This window comes from Chryseolinea sp. T2 (genome assembly GCF_037203685.1).
Lineage (GTDB): Bacteria > Bacteroidota > Bacteroidia > Cytophagales > Cyclobacteriaceae > Chryseolinea.
Window position 1 is genome coordinate 447495 of sequence record NZ_JBBCAU010000006.1, and the last position, 19610, is coordinate 467104.

15 protein-coding genes are annotated in these 19610 nt (G+C 47.8%); 8 read left to right on the forward strand and 7 right to left on the reverse strand.

Annotated elements, in window-relative coordinates:
* Window positions 1-26: 26 nt before the first annotated feature.
* Window positions 27-2528 (reverse strand): ABC transporter permease, encoded by a 2502-nt coding sequence (locus WBG78_RS20795; RefSeq protein WP_337328408.1) that lies wholly within the window; start codon window positions 2526-2528, stop codon window positions 27-29.
* A gap of 354 nt (window positions 2529-2882) precedes the next feature.
* Here WBG78_RS20795 and WBG78_RS20800 point away from each other — a divergent pair, with 354 nt between their 5' ends.
* Together WBG78_RS20800 and WBG78_RS20805 are read left to right on the forward strand one after the other, a co-directional pair.
* On the forward strand, window positions 2883-3209 hold the full coding sequence (locus WBG78_RS20800; RefSeq protein WP_337328409.1) for a PadR family transcriptional regulator: 327 nt from the start codon (window positions 2883-2885) through the stop codon (window positions 3207-3209).
* A complete protein-coding gene (locus WBG78_RS20805; RefSeq protein ID WP_337328410.1) occupies window positions 3206-5938 on the forward strand; it encodes an ABC transporter permease in 2733 nt (910 codons plus the stop codon). The genes WBG78_RS20800 and WBG78_RS20805 overlap by 4 nt, the downstream gene beginning before the upstream one ends.
* 27 nt (window positions 5939-5965) lie before the next feature.
* Here the strand turns inward: WBG78_RS20805 and WBG78_RS20810 are convergent, their stop codons facing one another.
* Both WBG78_RS20810 and WBG78_RS20815 read right to left on the reverse strand, forming a co-directional pair.
* Window positions 5966-6496 (reverse strand): DinB family protein, encoded by a 531-nt coding sequence (locus tag WBG78_RS20810; RefSeq protein ID WP_337328411.1) that lies wholly within the window; start codon window positions 6494-6496, stop codon window positions 5966-5968.
* 1233 nt (window positions 6497-7729) lie between these two features.
* A complete protein-coding gene (locus tag WBG78_RS20815; RefSeq protein WP_337328412.1) occupies window positions 7730-10102 on the reverse strand; it encodes a hypothetical protein in 2373 nt (790 codons plus the stop codon).
* A 417-nt stretch (window positions 10103-10519) separates the two neighbouring features.
* On the opposite strand from WBG78_RS20815, the gene WBG78_RS20820 reads away from it, so the two are divergent.
* Complete coding sequence (locus WBG78_RS20820; protein ID WP_337328413.1) at window positions 10520-12874, forward strand: alpha-glucuronidase family glycosyl hydrolase; 2355 nt, start codon at window positions 10520-10522, stop codon at window positions 12872-12874.
* Window positions 12875-12882: 8 nt separating this feature from the next.
* Here WBG78_RS20820 and WBG78_RS20825 read toward each other — a convergent pair whose 3' ends face one another.
* The gene (locus tag WBG78_RS20825; RefSeq protein WP_337328414.1) at window positions 12883-13689 is read right to left on the reverse strand and encodes an HpcH/HpaI aldolase family protein; all 807 of its coding nucleotides are present in this window, start codon (window positions 13687-13689) and stop codon (window positions 12883-12885) included.
* Window positions 13690-13920: 231 nt separating this feature from the next.
* Between WBG78_RS20825 and WBG78_RS20830 the strand changes: the two genes are divergently transcribed.
* From WBG78_RS20830 to WBG78_RS20850, 5 genes are all read left to right on the forward strand, one after another.
* Complete coding sequence (locus WBG78_RS20830; protein WP_337328415.1) at window positions 13921-14499, forward strand: hypothetical protein; 579 nt, start codon at window positions 13921-13923, stop codon at window positions 14497-14499.
* An 86-nt stretch (window positions 14500-14585) separates the two neighbouring features.
* Window positions 14586-15353: a DUF2490 domain-containing protein gene (locus WBG78_RS20835; RefSeq protein WP_337328416.1), complete on the forward strand. Its 768-nt coding sequence runs from the start codon at window positions 14586-14588 to the stop codon at window positions 15351-15353.
* A gap of 102 nt (window positions 15354-15455) precedes the next feature.
* A complete protein-coding gene (locus WBG78_RS20840) occupies window positions 15456-16025 on the forward strand; it encodes a dihydrofolate reductase family protein (protein WP_337328417.1) in 570 nt (189 codons plus the stop codon).
* A gap of 96 nt (window positions 16026-16121) precedes the next feature.
* Window positions 16122-16766, forward strand: a complete 645-nt coding sequence (locus WBG78_RS20845) for a dihydrofolate reductase family protein (RefSeq protein WP_337328418.1) — start codon at window positions 16122-16124, stop codon at window positions 16764-16766.
* Window positions 16767-16824: 58 nt separating this feature from the next.
* Entirely contained in the window at window positions 16825-17271 is a 447-nt protein-coding gene (locus tag WBG78_RS20850; protein WP_337328419.1) for an SRPBCC family protein, read from the forward strand.
* Window positions 17272-17433: 162 nt separating this feature from the next.
* On the opposite strand, the gene WBG78_RS20855 is transcribed toward WBG78_RS20850, so the two are convergent.
* The 3 genes from WBG78_RS20855 to WBG78_RS20865 form a co-directional block, all read right to left on the reverse strand.
* A complete protein-coding gene (locus WBG78_RS20855) occupies window positions 17434-17814 on the reverse strand; it encodes a SnoaL-like domain-containing protein (protein ID WP_337328420.1) in 381 nt (126 codons plus the stop codon).
* Between the two features lie 125 nt (window positions 17815-17939).
* The gene (locus WBG78_RS20860; protein WP_337328421.1) at window positions 17940-18455 is read right to left on the reverse strand and encodes a DinB family protein; all 516 of its coding nucleotides are present in this window, start codon (window positions 18453-18455) and stop codon (window positions 17940-17942) included.
* Between the two features lie 149 nt (window positions 18456-18604).
* The gene (locus tag WBG78_RS20865) at window positions 18605-19267 is read right to left on the reverse strand and encodes an RNA polymerase sigma factor (RefSeq protein WP_337328422.1); all 663 of its coding nucleotides are present in this window, start codon (window positions 19265-19267) and stop codon (window positions 18605-18607) included.
* Between the last annotated feature and the right edge of the window lie 343 nt (window positions 19268-19610).

Sequence of the window (19610 nt, forward strand, 5' to 3'; positions counted from 1 at the left end):
TCAATGAATATACAGTTCGTATCCCCCTATTCGTGTTTCAAAGAATCAACAGGATTTGAACGCAACGTCTTATGCAACATGTTGGCAATCGTTGAACACATGATCACGAGCAGAATACCAATGGGAACAACATAATGCCACCAGCTGAGTTGTATTCTCTCCGAATACTTTTGCAAATATTGATTACCAAGGTACCATGATAAGGGGATAGCAAACATCGCAGCGATGACAAACTGCGCGCCGGTACTCTGAACGAGCACGCGCACGATCTCAAAAACGGAAGCACCCAGCACTTTTCGTATTCCAACTTCCTTAGTCATTTCAAAAATCCGATGCGTCATCATGGCAACGAGTCCCATACACGCAATACCGATAGCCTGTATGGTAAACATCAGGATCTGATTTCTCGCCACCTTTTCTTTTCCGTAAACACCCGCAATCTGCTCATCGAGGAAACGCCATTCGAAAGTATTGCCCGGGAAAGTGCGATCAAAAAGCTTGACCACCTCTGTCATAACACGATCTACATTGGCCAGATCGACTTTCACGGCGACGTTCTGCTGACTCAGGTCAGGAAACAGCGCATTATTGTGCGTGAGAAATATTCCGAATCCTCCCTCCGACGTAACTACTGTATTGGATCCGCCATAGTTAAAGTAGGGAACAATATTATAGTCCTCGACAACGCCAACCAGTTCGCCGTACTGCTGGTTATGCCATCTTCCTGTGTTCACCAAAACCCTCCTTCCAATGGCATCTCCCGGATCCTTAAAACCTAAACGCTCGGCAGTTATGCGACTCACAATAACAGCATCATGCCGGTCGTCGGCAACAAAATTCCGCCCTGCCAGAATCTTCAAACCGAAGAAGGGTATAAAGTTCTCTCTTACTCCGTTGGCGTCCGACCCGGTCCTGGCAGTACTCCCCACAATCTTAACGTCGCCTGGCTTGTCCGTTGCGTCACCCACCATGTAACAGCTCGACGTCGCACCAACGATCCCCTGAAGACGGCTCAGTTCCCTGACGAAAGTTTCAAACGTCTGATCGTAGTTTCGCGGCCTCACAACTGGCCCCTCCACGATGATCACTCCCTGCTGGTCCAGACCAACGTCCTTCTTCAGCACATAATTCAATTGGAGATAGACAACGAACACCCAGGAGATGAGGGCCAGCGCAATAGTGAACTGCAAGGTTGTAAGCGCCGACTTGACAAAACTCTTGCTGCCCGAATATTTTGTCGTAAGAAGCGAACGTGGCTGACGTACAATGCAGACATATGCGGGGTAGGCTCCGGTAATGGCAATGCCGCAAACTATGGTTATCAGCAATGCCAGCCAGACCTCCGGTTTCGTCGACCAAAGTTCAACGATGTAAATCTCGAATAATCCCTCCAGCGGTTGCCTTATCATTTGTAAGATGGTCAGCGCTAAACCAACAGCAATCAGGTTGATCATCGTCGATTCAATCACAAATTGCTTCACCAGGTCCATCGCGGTAGCACCATTCACCCTCCGCGCCCCAAACTCTTTAATGCGATTGGTCAGTGCGGCAATAGAAAGGTTTACATAGTTGATCCATGCCATCAGCAAAACAATCACAGAAACAAACTGCAGTGTAATGAGCGTTATCTTCGACTTGTACGCACCCTCGTCGCCAATGTATCTATTGCCAAACGTTATGTCTGCCAGCGGTTGAACAAACAATTCGCGGTCACAGGTACACTTCCTGAGCTCGTCGCCCCAGTATCTTAGTTTCTGATCATGTAGTTTCTTTTCGAAGTCCGGACCTGATGTCCCACGCTTTAGCTTAATAAAGTTCTGCGTGCCTCCCCAGTACACATCGCTCCACTTAGTCAGCAATCTTTCATTAGAGATCACCATGTCGTAACTGAGTTTAGAGTTATGAGGAAAATCCTCGAATACGCCAGATACTTTCATGGCGATGCTGTCGTTCAGGAGAAGTATCTCACCAAGGGGATTCTCATTTCCAAAATACTTTTCTGATAACGTCCGGGACACGGCAACAAAGTTCACTCCTGCAAGCGCTGTGCTTGCTTCGCCATGGATCATAGAAATACCAAAGAACTCAAAAAAGTTACGATCGGCGTAAGATGCTTTCGTCTCCCGGAAAATTTGTTCCTCTCCGTTCTGCTTCCTGTGTGATACGACCATCCGGGTTCCATGTGCATCAATCAGATCCTCCTGAAAGAAGCCGCCTTGTTCCAGCACGCGGACATAACTTTCCACTTCGGGGAAATCACTTTTAAATCGCGGCGGCAGACTGGCCCTCGAAGGACCGAACGTTAAGTTTCCGGTATTGCCCGGCTCATCCCAGGTCTGATGCATCCCAACTCTGAAAATCCTCTCATAGTCCTTGTGATGCTGATCGGTCATCAGCTCCGACGTTGCGTATTGCCATAGCGAAAAGAACGCAGCAAAGCCAATCGACAATCCCACAACATTGACTAAAGAGAAAAACGAATTTCTGATCAGGAGTCGAAAGGCAAGCTTGATGTATACCAGAATCATATTGTCAGGACCAGGTGATGTTGGTTGTTCTGCCAAACGTTATTCCAACCTAAGTGAATGCGTTTTGGATCCTAAGAAGGCAACTTATCCTGTCGCTGTCTTCATGAACTGCATCGTTTTGAAACAATTCACTGTATCAATTTAATGCAATTGGCGCTTTTTTTTCCCTGAAATGAAAATGCCATCCAGCGCTCAAAAGCCCGAAAATAGCTATCTGCATCCCCTCTTTAGGGTGAACATTTTAACAGGCTCCCTTGCTTAACCTTCGCTCAGAACCGCTGATCCGACTGGTCGCTATTGACTTTCTGACTCCATTAGTTATAATTTTGTATATACTTATCAAGCAGCGCAAAAATGAGCCGCGTTATCGGAGAATTAGAAGAACTCATACTACTAGCCGTCTGTATCCTCGACGGCGAAGCATACGGAATATCGGTTAAGAAAGAAGTGGAACGTCATACCGGTCGAACGATCTTACTCGGTGCCATCCACATCACGCTTTATCGTCTCCAGGACAAAGGCTTGCTCCTATCGAAGCTCGGCGGCAGCTCCGACAAGAGGGGCGACAGACGCAAACGACTCTTCCGGATCACGAAGAAAGGAATGGAACAACTGCGCACTTCTCAGGAGGTGCGGCAAAAGATGTGGGACCTGATCCCGCAATTAAGCCCCGGATCATGAGTGACGCTCGAAGATCATTATCGCGCAGGCTTGCCGACGCTCTTGTTGAACGTTGGGTTGGCCGCGCCTATCTCGAAGAGTTCATGGGCGACCTCGAAGAAATCTACGAAGATCGTCGTGAGGAAAAAGGAAAGTTCATTGCCGAAGGAATGTATTGGGTCGATGCGATCCATCTCATCTTCGGTTTCTCGTCAACAGCAAGCAAACAAAGTCATTCTATGTTTATCGGCAACATGGTCAAGATTGCGTGGCGAAGCGCAGCGCGTCATAAACAATTCACAATTCTCAACCTGTTAGGCCTCACGTTGGGAATCGCCACCTGTGTAGCCATCGGTTTATACGTTTATGAAGAAAGTACTTATGATACTTTTCACTCCAATGGTGACCGCATCTATCGCATCAATCAGCCAATGATCTGGGGCGACTGGACGGAACAATTCTCAGGCACGGGTCCCGGTATCACAGAAGCAATCAGAACAGACATCCCCGACTTCGAACAGGTAACAAGAATATACTTTATTGGCGAACAGCTCACCCGGGTAACAGACAACGGTGAGGCTACCAACTTCAATGAGGAAAACTTTTATGCGGCCGAAGACAACTTCTTCAAAGTATTCACATTTCCCTTCCTGAAGGGCGATCCAAATACCGCGCTAAAAGATCCCAACACGGTAGTGATCACTGCATCCACAGCCAAACGGTATTTCGGTGATGAAGACCCTATGGGTAAATTGATTGAAACGAAATCCTCTACGGGCACCTACACACCCTACACGGTAACAGGAGTGCTTGCCGACGTGCCTGCACAGTCACACCTGAAATTCGACATGCTCAGCTCGCTCACTTCTGTTGAACAGTTCAAGGATGGAAAGTATACCTGGATCTGGACCATCTTCGGCACCTATGGACTCGTAAGAGAAGGTACGGATGTCGCCGCGCTGACAAAGAAACTTCAGGCACTTCCACCGAAGTGGGCAGGCCGCACCACACAAAGCATCTTTAATCAAACTTTTGAGCAGTTCACGAAAGGACAACCATGGACGCTCTACATGCAGCCACTCCGTGATATCTACCTGGCAAGCGAGCCGGGCTTCAACCGGTTTGGTCCGCAGGGCAATCCTAAGTTCGTGATGATCTTTGGCGCCATTGGAGCACTGGTGCTTTTGTTGTCGTCCATTAACTTCATGAATCTCTCGACGGCGCGGTCCAGCAACAGGGCCAAAGAAGTCGGTGTACGAAAGGTGCTCGGCTCGGCGAAGACCACGCTCGTCCGACAGTTCATCATCGAATCTGTTTTATATGTAGCGGTAAGCACCGTTGCTGCCCTGGTCCTCGTACAACTATCACTGAATGCATTTAATACGATCGCCGAGAAGCAGCTTAGCCTCGTCACTCATCTCACGAATCCTTACTTCTTCGGTACGCTGATTGGATTTATCCTTATTGTCGGACTCGCCGCCGGAAGCTATCCGTCGCTTTATCTTTCTGCCTTCAAGCCTGCTGAAACGTTAAAAGGAAAACTGAAATCCGGCTTCAAAGGATCCGGCATCCGGAATGCACTCGTTGTGTTTCAGTTCACGGTATCAATCGCGCTGATCATCTGCACCTTCTTCGTACAGAAGCAGCTGGCCTACACAAGCACGATCGATGTCGGCATCAGCAAAGATCATGTACTTCAGATCTACAACATTCATCAGCTGGGCAAAGGCGTTGATGTGCTGAAAGCAAAGCTGCAGACTAACCCCGCATTTACGGCGGTCGCACAATCGGGATTCCTGCCTCCCAACGTCTGGGCTGGAGATCGTTATCGCGCAGAAGGTCCTGACCAGCCGGTCGTCGATCTGCACTACATGCGTTGTGATGAAAACTATCTTCCTCTGCTTGAAACGAAGTTCCTTCTGGGAAGAAACTTCGATCCGGCAAACGCTGCCGATAAGTACAACATCATCATCAACGAAGAGGCTGCACGCATACTGGGCTATGGATCGAAAGAAACCTGGGCCGACAACTCACCTCTTGGAAAACACGTGGTACAGTCGTTTGGATCAGAAGAAAAGCTCCAGATCATTGGCGTCGTGAAAGACTTCAACTTCAACAGCGTGAAGCTGAAGATCGAACCATTGATTGTTATGCACACCGACAACGACAAACACTGGAGCTATAGCGCGGGCTTTCCCTGCTATCTCTCCATGCGCCTCAATCCGGCATCAATCAAAAGCGGTGACGAGCTGCAGTCCATCATCGACAACGTAAAGACCGAAGTTGCCAAAGTCGATCCCGCGGTTCCGTTCCAGTACAGTTTTATGGACGAAGAATTCGATAACACCTTCCATGAAGAAAGGAAGATGAGTGTCATCCTAAATCTGTTTACCGCACTCGCTATCGCCATTGCCTGCCTCGGATTGTTTGGGCTGGCGGCCTTCTCTGCTGATCAACGCAAGAAAGAACTCGGCATCAGAAAATTACACGGCGCCAGCACAGGTCATCTTGTGTTTTTGTTCTCTTCCGAATTCACAAAGCTTGTCGGCGTAAGCATCATTCTCGCCACTCCCATCGCCTACTTCTTAACCGACTATTGGCTGAGCAACTTCGCTTACCGAACACCGATCAGTGTATTGGTGTTCGTTGCAGCAGCGGTTACGGCTTTATCGATCGCAATATTTACGGTTGGCTTCCAGTCGCTATCGGCGGCAAATGCGAATCCTGCTGAAGTTCTGAAGAATGAGTGATCAGAATGAGTAATCAGCTATGAGTAATCAGCTATGAGCTCGCCACCATCCATTGCGTTTTCTTATATAGACCATCTGTCCAGTATGGTAGGCGTTGTGCATGCATAGGTTGTTAATGGTTGGTGCCCACTCCTCGAGTTGCTCATCCGTTCCATTGCTCACAACTTCCTCGATCTTTTTCTGTATGCTATCCAGTCGCGTCTGTATCGCGCTCCACTGGCGTTCATCGAGTTGTCTGAAGGTCGAGTCGTTGCTGCCCTGAAAATCCGGTGGCTTGTTGCCCTGAAAAGACTTCAACACGCGCTCGTTCCAGAAGGCAAGGTGAGATGCCAGCTGACCAATGGAATGATTTTCGGTAGTGTCCCTCCAGGAAGCCTGCTCGGCCGTTACGCCTGTAACCGCGACATGAATTGGAGCAAACCAGTTTTCATCCGAGTTGCTGTTTTTCAATTGTTGAAGCAGCGACTCCTTCAGTTTACCATTTTGGTGTCCCTTGTCAGCGCATGAAACAAGGGCAAGCGCAGTAAGCAAAACAAAAGCGTTTCTCAGGTGTGCCATAGGTGAATGTTGTTGGCACTGAATTTCGCCTATTTCTTATCGGGATGCAATGCCCGCTGAAACACGAATCACCGTCCTCACCTGGCTTACGTGAGATGATCCGCACAATTGGTTTCTTGTAGGTTATCAATACAGCGCTTGCGCTGGCCTGCTTTCGCGAATGCAATGAAGCGGCTACGTGGTTCAAAATGCACGGTGATGATGGATCTTACGAATCCGATGAAGAGTGTCGATGCACCTGACATTAGCATTAATCACTCTCCAATGTTCGCAGGCCAGAGGACATGAGTTGAGAGACCTTATTTTACGAATAGAATCCCACGCCCTTCCTTTACTGACAACTCATAGAAACGAGCAGTCGCGCTGAATCCCACTGTCGAGTAAAATCCAGTCTCTCAACTCAGTCCTCTGGCCTGCAAACATTGGCCCGCTTTCGCGAATGCAATGAAGCGGCTACGTGGTTCAAAGGTATGTTGACGTATCGCACGAGCTCGATGAAGAGTGCAGAGTGACCGTGCGAATACAATGAAGAATGACGATGAACGGCACGAATACGATGAAGAATGACAATAGATCGAAAGACGGCGATGCTGAGTGACAATGTATCTAACGTGATCAACAGAAGTGGCGCGATACCTATAACGAAAAACGCCCAATGTTTGCAGGCCAGAGGACATGAGTTGAGAGACCTTATTTTACGAATAAAATCGCACGCCTTGGGTTTACTGACAACTCATAGAAACGAGCAGTCCCGCTCTGCCCCACCGTCGAGTAAAATCCAGTCTCTCAACTCATGTCCTCTGGCCTGCAAACATTGGCCCGCTTTCGCGAATGCAATGAAGCGGCTACGTGGCTCAAAGGTATGTTGACGGATCGCACAAGCTCGATGAAGAGTGCAGAGTGACCGTGCGAATACAATGAAGAATGACGATGAACGGCACGAATACGATGAAGAATGACAATAGATCGAAAGACGGCGATGCTGAGTGACAATGTATCTAACGTGATCAACAGAAGTGGCGCGATACCTATAACGAAAAACGCCCAATGTTTGCAGGCCAGAGGACATGAGTTGAGAGACCTTATTTTACGAATAAAATCGCACGCCTTGGGTTTACTGACAACTCATAGAAACGAGCAGTCCCGCTCTGCCCCACCGTCGAGTAAAATCCAGTCTCTCAACTCATGTCCTCTGGCCTGCAAACATTGGGCCTCAACCAGCTTGGACAGCCGCTATTCTTTGATCAACCAGACCTCCGTCACCCGAGACTGCTTCCGCCAGTTCATGAAGTCTTCATCGATCGTATCCCACGTCAGCACCAGCTTGCCACTCTTCACCATCTCCTGCGGAACCGGAAACTCTTTTATCTCACCATAGTTCCTTCCATAGTGGCTCGGCGCAACACGTTGTCCGTTGATCTTCAGCAAGCACTCACCCATACCGTTGATCTTCACCGTATAGTGCGCATTCGGATCAATCGTAGTGTATTTCATAGCGATCGGCCATCTCATATAAGTCAGCCAGGAGAGTCTCTTACGACTCATACCATTGTCGGTGAAGTCATATCCTGGATTAGGGCTCTCGCGAAGGATAGGATCAAGTCTCCAGTTCTCGCCTTTCATCTCATGGACGGACTTAGCCAGATTACCAACCTCATCGTAGTAGCTGCCGGGTCCAGGTGTTTCCCAATTGGCAATCACTTCGAGGGCTTTCACGCGATCTGCTTCGGGCAGTGATTGAATCTTTTTGAATTCATCTTCAAGCCACCAGCGATTATTCAAACGACGATCAAGGAAATCCAACACTGAACCTCGCTCCAGTCCCGAGGCCTGATACTTCTTCACACTCGTCTGGAGACTAATAGATTTAAACAATGCCTCGCACAAGTCGATGATGTGCTGATGAACGTCTTTCATCACAGGTTCAGTATCCGCCTTTGCAAGAATGGTATTCGCTTCCTTCATCGCAGCATCGGCGCCGATCGACGAAGCCTGCAACAGCTTCTCATTCATCTGTTTTTCCAGCTGCGTCTCGTAAACAAAGCGCTCGCGTGTATAGGCATCGTAGTATGCGCGCAGCAGGTTCATCTGCCAGCGCCAGTTGGTCTCAAGCGATGGGTTTTCTTTCTCAAGCTTCTTCCATGCAGTAAGCGTTGTTGCAATCCCACCATTGGAAACAATCGGACCTTCCCAGTTTTTCTCAAGAGCGAGAATACCATCGCCGGCATCTTCGGCAACATTGCTTCCGAAGAAATAGTTGCTATATTCCTTCATGATGTTGCGTTCGCTAACATTCCTGTCCCACGCGAGCTGAGACCATAGAACCTTGTTGACATCATCGTGCACGCCATCGGAATAGGAAATGAACCCATCGATATAAGGATCGATCGCATGATAAATCGCAGAATAGTGATAAGGCCTCGGATTGATCGCCTCTCTTCCGAGAGTCAGCGCGAATGAAGGATCCCACCACGGAATTTCGAATTCACACCGAACGTTGTGAGTAACGTCAGGATAATGACGAAGCTTGTACTTAGCCGGTAGTGCTGCACGCGTCTCCTCAACGGTAGGGCTGCTGGGACCCGTGATCAGTCCGCCGAGCCATACTGGCATTTTATCCTGGATGTATTTGTAAACATACTGGCTTTGCTCCGGAGTAAACCCCTGCAGCGACACCCACGTCGCTGCTTTCGGATGATACTTCTTAAGTATTACTGCTATGTCCTGCAGCAACGGCATAACGAGATCGGGAGGGTTATCACCCGGATCGCCACCGGGAAAAAATGCTCCATCGATGCGCACCGACTCTTTGCAGATCTGTTCGAACGTGGCCAGATACTTATTCCTCAACGCAACATCCTTTAAGTCAAACTGCGCGGGTATCCACATCCAGTATTCAAGGTTATACTTCTGACACAATTGACTGATGAAAATATTCATCTCCGATGGCTTCTCCTTGAAATGCGGACTCACCTTCTCATCAAAGATGGGAATAGATTCTATCGCATTGGTACCAAACACAACGAGGTCGCGAATGTATTGCTCGAATTGTGGCTTGGTCCACGCATCCCATGAGTTTGCAGTATTGCGATATCCGAGTTGATGCCCTCTTAAATATTTATCAGGGCTGGTTGTCAGCGAAGGAAGCTGTTCAAGCGAAGCGCTGTTCTTTGCATACTGCAGTATACGGAGCAGATTTGCCGTCCCGAAAAGCACTCCGCGATCATCAACACCTTCAATGATGATTACCTTTTGATTCTGATGCTGAACATTCACAATGCGATACGACTCGGCCTTTGATCCGAGAACAGGCGCCGATGGAATGGTGAATGGAACCTTGTTTTTCGCAGAAGCTTTCTTCAGCACGATCACATCACCTGAAGAAGGCCACGTGGCAGATACGGGCCACGCGATGCCGGTGCGCTTGGCTACCTCCTGGCTCAGCATTTCCGAAGCGGCTGTTTCACCATTACCCAGTGAAATCTTCTCCTGATAAATGGTAACGTTCTGCAATGCTACTGACTGCGCAAACGAATCAACAAACATCGAAGTCAATAGAACAATTAGTAGTCCTGACGATAAAATTCTGAATCCTGATATTTTCATGAGCCTTTAATTAAAGGAAATGCTGATGGCTATTAAATGAAATGCTCATCGCAAACTCCGGAAAGATAGAAGAATGGGCAGCCGGGGTTGTCGCATTTCGCGCAACGGAATATTCAATTAGCGTGTTTTTTATGAGACCATCCGCAATGATTACCAGCGGCAGATGCGCAACAACTGAATTGCCGCTGGTTCGAAATATTCCATGGCAGATGTACTACAACTTCGTTACTTGCAGTACCTACATTCCACCGCTGACCAATGAAGCCGTTTTTGTTTCCTGTCCCCGAATTCCACTACAGACTTAAGAATGCTTCATTGCCTGCGCACTGCAATAGACATCTTGCAATCTTGTTGCTGATTACTTCTTTCTCTCTTACGTTGCCCGCGCATGCCCAGGATTTTTCAAAGTCCAGTATTATGGTATCAAACTCTGATGAAGCAATTCTGCAAAAACCAATCGCAGTTCTCACGGAGGAAATCTTTAGACGCACCGGCATTACATTGAACATCCGCACCAACGTATCTGTTGCCACATCTCCTGACCGCCAAATAGTGATAGCATCGACTAAGAGCCTGACTTCTCTGCCCGCTCAATTGCAATCATCTCTGAACGACATGAAGTCGATTGGCAAGGATGGATACAAACTATTCATGTCGGCAGATTCGCGTACCCTCGTAATAACCGGCGACGACGCAAGAAGCGTGCTCTATGGCGTTGGGTGTCTGTTGCGAAAGGCTACCATGAAGCCTGAAAAGATTCTCATACCTCGGTCGGTCACTGTATCAACAACACCTGCCAATTCAATACGCGGTCATCAGCTCGGCTATCGTCCGAAAACAAATTCGTATGATGCATTTTCAGTCGGACAATTTGATCAATACATCAGAGAACTTGCGTTGTTTGGTGCGAACAGCATTGAGATCGTTCCTCCGCGAACAGACGATGATCCCACCAGCGCACATATGAAACTCGCACCAATTAAGATGATCGCTGAGCAATCGCGAATCTGCAAATCATATGGCCTCGACGTATGGATGTGGTATCCGAACATGGGCACCAACTACGCCGATGAAAAAACAGTACGCGAAGAGTTAATGGAGCGGGACTCTGTGTTTGCCGCTGTTGAAAAACTGGATGCCGTATTTGTGCCCGGCGGCGACCCCGGTGAATTGGAACCAGACGCATTGTTCGCCTGGCTGGAGAAACAGTCAGTCGTATTGAATAAGTATCATCCTGATGCAAAGATCTGGGTATCGCCCCAGGTGTTTCGTCCAACAAAACAATGGCTGACTTCATTTTACAGGTATGTAAACAAAAAATATAGCTGGTTCGGCGGAGTCGTTTATGGTCCCTGGATCAAGACGCCGGTTGACTCCATGCGACGGCTTATCGATCCGACGATTCCTATCCGCATGTATCCCGACATAACGCACAGCCTAAGCGCGCAATATCCGATCCCGGACTGGGACCTGGCCTGGGCCATGACGCTGGGACGCGAATGCATCAATCCAAGACCGAAGGATGAGAAGCACATACACAACATCTTTGCTTCGCTCGGCGTGGGGAGCATCAGCTACTCCGAAGGCACCAATGACGATGTAAACAAATTTGTGTGGAGCGATCAGGACTGGGATCCAAACATTCCCGTCGAAGAAACGCTGCGTGACTACGCACGACTCTTCATTAGTGCGGATCATGCAGATGCCATAGCCAAAGGTATTTTCGAACTGGAAGAAAATATGCGTGGGCCTTTATTGTCAAGCAAGCAGGTGAGTAAAACTCTGGAGCATTTTCAGTCCCTTGAGAAAGTTGCCACTCCGGAAATGATAAATAGTTTTCGTTTCCAGATGTGCCTGCTCCGGGCATACTACGATGCATATACTCAACAAAGGCTTGTTCGCGAAACCGGTCTCGAAAAGGAGGCATACACTGCTTTGTCGCGCGCGGCTAAGACGGGATCATTAGAGGCAATCGCTCAGGCAGGTGCAATCCTGAACAAGTCAACTGAGGCTGCACCCTATGATTCATACAAAGTCAGATGCATGAAACTGGCCGACGACCTTTTCAAAAGTATTGGCGCGCAGTTAACGATCAAAAAGCACGGTGCCGCTGGGGGTCGCGGAAATTTCATCGACAACATAGACGTACCGTTGAATGATGCTCCATGGCTAAACGATCAGATGAAAAAGATAGCCATCGTTCAAACTGAAGATGAAAGACTCAAAGCAATAGATGCCTTACTCCACAGACAGGAACCGGGCGAAGGAGGTATCTACACGAACTTCGGCACTCCTTCCGCAAAGCCTTACGTGTTACCTGGGCTGGGTTGGTCGAAAGATCCCGGAGGCCTCTTGTCGCCTATGGTAAACTTCGGCGTTGGCACTAAGGAAGACGAATGGGTGCACGAAATCCTTCCCGTAGGCTTTAGCGGACAAACCGCTCCAAAGGCGTGGATGACTCAAACGGGAACCCTATACGAAACTCCGCTGAACATTCAGTACAAGGGCCTGGACCCGAAGAGTGCTTACCGGATCCGTATCGCTTATACCGGAAGGCTGCGCTCCCGCATCAAGCTAACCGCGAATGGCTACCTGGTGCACGACTACTTTTTAACGGGCGATCAGCCCATCTATACCTTTGATATTCCAACCGCTGCCTTATCGGGAGGCAACGTGACCTTCACGTTTGTTTGTCCCGAAGGAGAACAGGGCGCTCAGGTGAGCGAGATCTGGATCGAGAAAGTCAAATCCGGAACTGCCCCGAAAAAGTAGCTCCCTGGTTAAACTACCATATTGCCAGCCCCATGCACGGCAACACTATCACCAACACCCTCTTTGATGATCTTCATATCTGAAATCAAACGCTGCGTGAACAACGCAATGTCAAAGCTATGAATGATGATGTTTGCTCCTTCCTTCACCCATCTTATCTGACGCTCCGGTTCGAGAGAAAAATGAATACCCACAGCCAGTCCCTTGCCGCGTGAAGTTTGAATAATCTTCTTAACCGCTGCCTCGAATTCGGGGTGATCGTATTCTTCCGGATGACCGAGACTCACCGACAGATCATGTGGACCTATGAAAACCGCATCGAGACCTTTAACCGATAACAATTCATCAAGCTTGTCCAGGGCGGGAACACTTTCAATGTTCGCTATCGCCATCTGCCCGGCATTCACTTTCTCAACGTATGCCTGCGTCTTTTCATTCAGTATCTCCGCTCCGTTCAATACATTCCGTAACACCTCGCCTTTGAGCGGCTTATACTTCACAGCGCCAACCAACTCGCGGATCTGTTGAACAGACTCGAGGTATGGCGCCACCACGCCCACTGCACCAGCATCAACCGCCTGCGACACTAGATAGTGATCCGGACTCGGTATCCTGACGATGGGCGAAATTCCATACGACCGGATCACCTGGCACAACTTTGCCAGGTCTGCCCTGTTCATCGCAATATGTTCGTTGTCAATGAATACAAAGTCGAGTCCAGCCTTCTGCAAACTAAACGGCCACGATGGCGCCGTCGAGGTAAAACAAGTACCATATACGCGCTTGCCGTCTTTTAATTTCTGTGATACGCTCATGATGTTAATCGATGGGTTAATCCATGCGAATCTATGTGATGCTAAACCATGTAAGTGGAGCACCTTGCGCTTTTTTTTGCGTCTCCTTTGCACATGTCCACTCACGCCGTGCTGTGATTCTGAATCTTTTTGTAAATTAGTATTGAGTGCAGCAACGACACCCTGCTGCCCCCGGTTAACCCCCATTGAAGTTACTGCTCATGAGTAGTACTGATTTTTTTTTTTTTATACATGCCGACCCGACTCCCTAAACTGGCGACTGCGACAATACTATTGGCGTTGCCCATGATTCTACCATCAATGGCCTTTGGCCAGTCCGCTTTCATCGACACTCTTTTTTATTCGCTGAGCCGACAAACCGTTCATGAACTGGGCGCAACAAACCTCAGCGTCATGGAAGAAGTAATGGCGCCCGAATGCCTCATGGACACCACCAATGACGCACTGAAAACTTCCGGATATTTCGAGAACGGAAACATTGGATGGATCCAGTCGCAGATCAGCAACCCGTTGATCTCAACGTGGAACGATCCTCTATTCACGCAGGGATTGAACATTCCTCTCGTTGAAAAGCAGACCAAAGAAGCCTGCGTGTCGCTCGCACTACCCATCGTAACCCAGGACGGCGACGCCGTGATCATCTATTATGAAATATGGCAGGGCCGGAAAAGGAGACGCGCTTCGTTTGCTGGAGCAACTATCTGGACCAAAACTATGCTAAACACGTGGACGATTCAAAAGCAGTTTGCCGTTTCGAAATCTGACCCGGCAATTCCCGAGGCTTACGGGATGCTTGACCAGACCCAGTGAAACCGACAAAGTAAATTCTGTTCAACCAGTAAAAATTATTCAAGACTTCCGCGAAATGTCTTAATAACATTGTATTCATAATTTCTATGAATACCGTGAAACAAATTCTGATTATAATCGTCCTCGCGACATTCTCGCTTCCTGCGCTTTCTCAGTCGTCGGCACCTGACAAAGAGATCCACTCGCGCGAACAGCTATGGCTTGGGTACTTTAATCAAACCCGCTTCAGCAACCGCTGGGGGATGTGGGTCGATGTACATTATCGCATGACCGACAATTTTGTCGATCGTCCGTTCCAGTTCATGATTCGTCCCGCCGTAACCTACTTCCTTAAAGACAATCTCCGCATCAATGTGGGCTATGCATTTGTTGAACACTTTCCTGCTAAGGGAATGAGCACCACGCGCATCGAACACCGTCCATGGCAACAGATCTGGTGGAGCCAAAAGTACCCGGGACTTTCAACACTTCAATGGCTCCGTTTGGAACAGCGATTCGTAGAAAAGGTTGTCAATGATGAAAAGGTGGACGGATACAATTATGTTTTTCGGGCACGCTATAACTTTTCGTTCTTCATTCCATTAAAAGGTAAAGAGATTGTAGCGAAGACTCCATTTGCTGCCGTCATAGATGAAGTGTTTCTGAACTTCGGCGACAATGTTGTTTACAATACGTTCGATCAGAACCGGCTGTTTCTGGGATTCGGATATCAGTTCACATCACATCTCAATGCACAGCTCGGTTACATGAATATTTATCAGCAGGAAGCATCAGGATACAAATACTATTCTACCCATGCGATAAGGCTGTTCGTGTTTCATACGTTGGATTTGAGAAAGAAAGAGAAGAATTAGGGCGCAATCCGCCGCCCATAATGTCGCAAGTGCACCCGCGATTTTAAGGAGGTTCTGAAGATATTTGTCCTATAGAAAGGCACAAATACTAACGAAACCTCTATGCGAAAACTAAAACTTCAGATACAAATGTCGCTCGACGGCTTCGTTGCCCGGCCAAATGGCGACGGAGACTGGATCTGGATCGGCAAGCGCGATCCCGCCATCTTAGATTTTGTAAATGAACTCGCCGACACCTGCGACACGCTCCTACTGGGACGGAAGATGTCGCGTGAATTTATTGATCACTGGGAGAATGCTCTCGCCAATCAACCTGACAGTGAGGAACATTCACTGGCTAAACGCATGGTTGATTTGCGTAAGATCGTTTTCAGTCATACGCAAAAGGAGGTCAAAGGAAGAAACGTTGAGGTTGAGAACGGAGACCTTACTGCCGCGGTGAAAAAACTCAAGAACGAGCCCGGCAAAGACATCATAGTATATGGTGGAGCGAACTTTGTAAGTTCGCTAATAAGCCAGGACCTGATTGATGAATATTATATCATTCGACGGTCAATTGCAATTGGCAGCGGACTGCCCATATTCAAAGAACAAAAGCTTCTTGATCTTGAAAGTTCAATCACTTTTAAGAATGGAGCAATCTTGAATAAATTCGTACCAGCGGTCGCATAATAACAGCAAGTCAGTTGCTGCAAGCGGGCAGTCGCTGAGGAACCCTGATGTGAACAACACAATAAATAAACATCTGAATAGAAGCAATAATATCCTATGAGCAAAGTCAAAGTAACAGCATTTTCGGTTTCACTGGACGGCTATGCGGCCGGACCCGAGCAAAGTTTAGATAACCCTTTAGGCAAGCGTGGACATGAACTTCACAAATGGTTCTTCCCAACAAGGGTCTTTCAAAAAATGTACGGATCCGGAGAAGGCACGCAGGACATTGACAATGAATTTGCTGAACGATCATTTGACAACGTTGGCGCCTGGATTATGGGCCGAAACATGTTTGGACCTGTTCGGGGCCCGTGGCCTGATGGTGAATGGAAAGGATGGTGGGGTCCAAATCCCCCTTACCATGTACCGGTTTTCGTGTTGACGCATCATGCCAGAGAGCCACTGACCATGGAAGGCGGAACCGTATTCCATTTCGTGACTGACGGAATAGAATCTGCACTGGAACAGGCAAAGAAGGCAGCCAACGGTAAAGATATACGCATCGGCGGCGGTACTTCAACGGTTCGTCAATATTTACAGGCAGGCCATATCGATGAAATGCACCTTGCTTTTGCGCCGGTGTTTCTCGGAGCTGGAGAAAATCTGCTTGCCGGAATCGACCTGCCAAAACTCGGATTTACCGAAATACAGTCGACTCAAAGCAAACTTGCAACTCATATAGTATTAAAGAAAAAGTAGGTTAAAGGTCTCTACCCAACAGAGCCGGAATCGAATACACAAACTAAAATTCAAAATTATGCCTAACAGCGTTTCATTACATAGAGTACTTAAAACAACGCCGGAAAAAGTATTCCGCGCGTTTACAGAAGCAGACGCAATTGCAGCATGGCTTCCGCCCTATGGCTTCCTCTGCACCGTACATGAAATGAGTGCAAAGAAAGGTGGTACTTTCAGGATGTCGTTCAGGAACTTTTCAACGGGCAACAGCCATTCATTTGGCGGCACATACGTTGAAGTGAAGGCGAACGAGTCCCTGAAGTATACTGACAAGTTTGATGATCCGAGTATGCCGGGAGAAATGACAACATCTGTTGTGTACCGGAAAAATGTTGCTGGCACCGAAATAAAAATCCAACAGGACGGCATACCCGACGCTATACCTGCCGAGATGTGCTACCTCGGCTGGCAGGAGTCGCTTGACAAGTTGATGCGACTCGTAGAGCCGCAGATTCCGGATGCCTGAGAAATCGTTTCAGTTTAAATGCAAACCATTAATTGCGTTCATTAATAACCTGCGTTCACAAACAGCAAATGGCGGCGTTGTATCAGCGCCGCCATTTATCTTTGCTATAATTACAATAACAATCTGTCAATAGAAGACCACGCTTCAAAAAAATTCAGAGAGTCAATAGAAGAACTGCTCCAGCACAATCTTTCCATCCTTCACCTCATACAGCATCAGCTCATTTATAATCACGTGTCCGTGTCCTTCCACGTCGATATCAACACAACGCGAAACGGCGAAGTGACTTCCGGCAACGATCGGTTCGCTGGTACTCAGTTTGTTTGCAGACTTCACGCGCGCAACCCATTCTTCACCTTTCTTCCTCACGAGTGCCTTGCCTTCCTCATCTTTAAAGTACATTGAGTGAGATGGCTCAACACTTCTGACATTGTCAGCAAACAGTTCGTCCTGAATTTCGAACCATTTCTCCTTTTTAGCGAGCTCATTAAACCGCATGGCGACCATCCTGGTGCCACTGATAGTGTCCATTTCCTTTACCATAATAAGTTTGATTAAATCATCCGATATCTGTTCCGAACAATCGATCGATCAATCAAAAGTACAAAGCAACTCTTCGGGGTCTCGGGTACAAAATGGACTTCGTTACGGGTAGATTTGGACAAAACTCAATTACTCCACGGCGGGGTGATGCCGTTCATGCGCGCATAGGCAATGAGTTGCCCAAGGTGTTCGTTGGAGTGATTCAGCGAAATCAGTATAGCACTCATTCCGGTGTATTCACCAGGAAAGGGAAACTCAACCTTTGCCGGTAACGCGGAGTCTTTCGTATTTTTGATTGCTCCAAGCATCAGATCATAGGAACGCTTCAATTCCTTTTCTATAGCATCCTTGGCAACAAGGTCCTTTTCAAGAGTTTCCATTTTTACATCCGAAGGTATCTGACCACCAAGCTTTGAAGCGAAGAAATAATTCGCCGATATGATGTGAGCACAAACCTCAGCAACAGAACGAACACCCTTTTGCGGGGTGTATGAATACTTATCAGCTGGGATTGCTTTAGCCAGTTGCATCACCTGGCCTGAAACATGAGTTAGAGAGCCGGCAGATTCCTTTTGAAACTGACCCTGGCCAAAAGAAAGCGTTGCCGATAACAACGCCAGTACGATAAGAGAGTTTTTCATATTAATGTGTTAGGTGGAATATAAAGTTATAAAAAAACTATTCCCCCAACGCGCCCCAGGATAGAATCTGAATTGCAGATAACCAACAGTCAGGTGCGCACGACAATAACTCTCAGACGCACAAAGTTACAACGTTTAGAGCTCCACCGTTAAATTCCATCCAATACGAGCCTCACCATTTCATCGCACCTTCCCTTACCAAATTCAAATACCTCGGCGGTGGTCGACAATTTATAAAGGCTTTCCTTCAATAAGATTTTTGCGCGATGCATTCGCACTTTAACGTTCGAATCCGAAAGACCAAGGCATTCGGCTACTTGCTCATTTGATAAGCGTTCAACTTCTTTTAACATGTATACCACACGATACTTCTCCGGCAGCCGGTCAATTGCCTGCTCCAGGATCTGCTTCGCCTCACGATCGATAATCGCCTTCTCTGCATTCATTTGCTTGTCCGGTATTCGGTTAACAATTTCATCCGAAGCATCAAACATGATTGCGTGCCGGTCGCGTTGAATTGCTTTCAGTCTCTGAAGCGCTTCATTGATACCAATCCTTACAAGCCACGTCGAAAATGCGGCGTTCCCGCGAAACTGATAAAGTCTTTCAAATGCTTTGAGGTAAGCGTTCTGCATGGCATCCCGGATCTCGTCCTCATCGCGAAGGTAGCTTCTGATCACCCGAAACAACGTCTGATTATATCTTCGCAAAAGAACCTCAAACAGTTCCCGTTCCCCCGAGAGTACGCGCTTGATGATCGTGAAATCGTCCAGTTGTACCGCTGCATAGTCATGTATTCGGATTGCCTCCATGTTTTCTGCTTTTCCTTTTGATCACAAGACATCAAATAAGTTACAACAAATACCCGAAATAGTTCCTGGGAAAAATCCCGATGAAAGTCCGTCGTGATGAAAGATGAATGCTCCCTTTCAACCCCAAAAAGCGTGCAGCAGCATTGGACATTGCAGTATCCTGTTTGTTGATCTGCTTGGTCTGGTTCCTGGGACAGATTGTTCCGACTATTGCGGATTTGTGGTATCACGTGATCTTGTCAAGCAACCAGCTGTGGATAATAGTGCACATAAATCCTGCTGCACAAAACATCCCGCTTTTTCTGTAACGATTTGTCGCTTACCCAATCAAAAGGGTATTAAA

Coding starts and splice junctions, on each gene's coding strand:
- WBG78_RS20840 (WP_337328417.1), top strand. CDS start 15,456: ATGCGAAAACTAAAACTTCAGATACAAATGTCGCTCGACGGCTTCGTT.
- WBG78_RS20810 (WP_337328411.1), bottom strand. CDS start 6,496: ATGGCACACCTGAGAAACGCTTTTGTTTTGCTTACTGCGCTTGCCCTT.
- WBG78_RS20845 (WP_337328418.1), top strand. CDS start 16,122: ATGAGCAAAGTCAAAGTAACAGCATTTTCGGTTTCACTGGACGGCTAT.
- WBG78_RS20800 (WP_337328409.1), top strand. CDS start 2,883: ATGAGCCGCGTTATCGGAGAATTAGAAGAACTCATACTACTAGCCGTC.
- WBG78_RS20865 (WP_337328422.1), bottom strand. CDS start 19,267: ATGGAGGCAATCCGAATACATGACTATGCAGCGGTACAACTGGACGAT.
- WBG78_RS20850 (WP_337328419.1), top strand. CDS start 16,825: ATGCCTAACAGCGTTTCATTACATAGAGTACTTAAAACAACGCCGGAA.
- WBG78_RS20830 (WP_337328415.1), top strand. CDS start 13,921: ATGCCGACCCGACTCCCTAAACTGGCGACTGCGACAATACTATTGGCG.
- WBG78_RS20835 (WP_337328416.1), top strand. CDS start 14,586: ATGAATACCGTGAAACAAATTCTGATTATAATCGTCCTCGCGACATTC.
- WBG78_RS20805 (WP_337328410.1), top strand. CDS start 3,206: ATGAGTGACGCTCGAAGATCATTATCGCGCAGGCTTGCCGACGCTCTT.
- WBG78_RS20855 (WP_337328420.1), bottom strand. CDS start 17,814: ATGGTAAAGGAAATGGACACTATCAGTGGCACCAGGATGGTCGCCATG.
- WBG78_RS20825 (WP_337328414.1), bottom strand. CDS start 13,689: ATGAGCGTATCACAGAAATTAAAAGACGGCAAGCGCGTATATGGTACT.
- WBG78_RS20795 (WP_337328408.1), bottom strand. CDS start 2,528: ATGATTCTGGTATACATCAAGCTTGCCTTTCGACTCCTGATCAGAAAT.
- WBG78_RS20860 (WP_337328421.1), bottom strand. CDS start 18,455: ATGAAAAACTCTCTTATCGTACTGGCGTTGTTATCGGCAACGCTTTCT.
- WBG78_RS20820 (WP_337328413.1), top strand. CDS start 10,520: ATGGTATCAAACTCTGATGAAGCAATTCTGCAAAAACCAATCGCAGTT.
- WBG78_RS20815 (WP_337328412.1), bottom strand. CDS start 10,102: ATGAAAATATCAGGATTCAGAATTTTATCGTCAGGACTACTAATTGTT.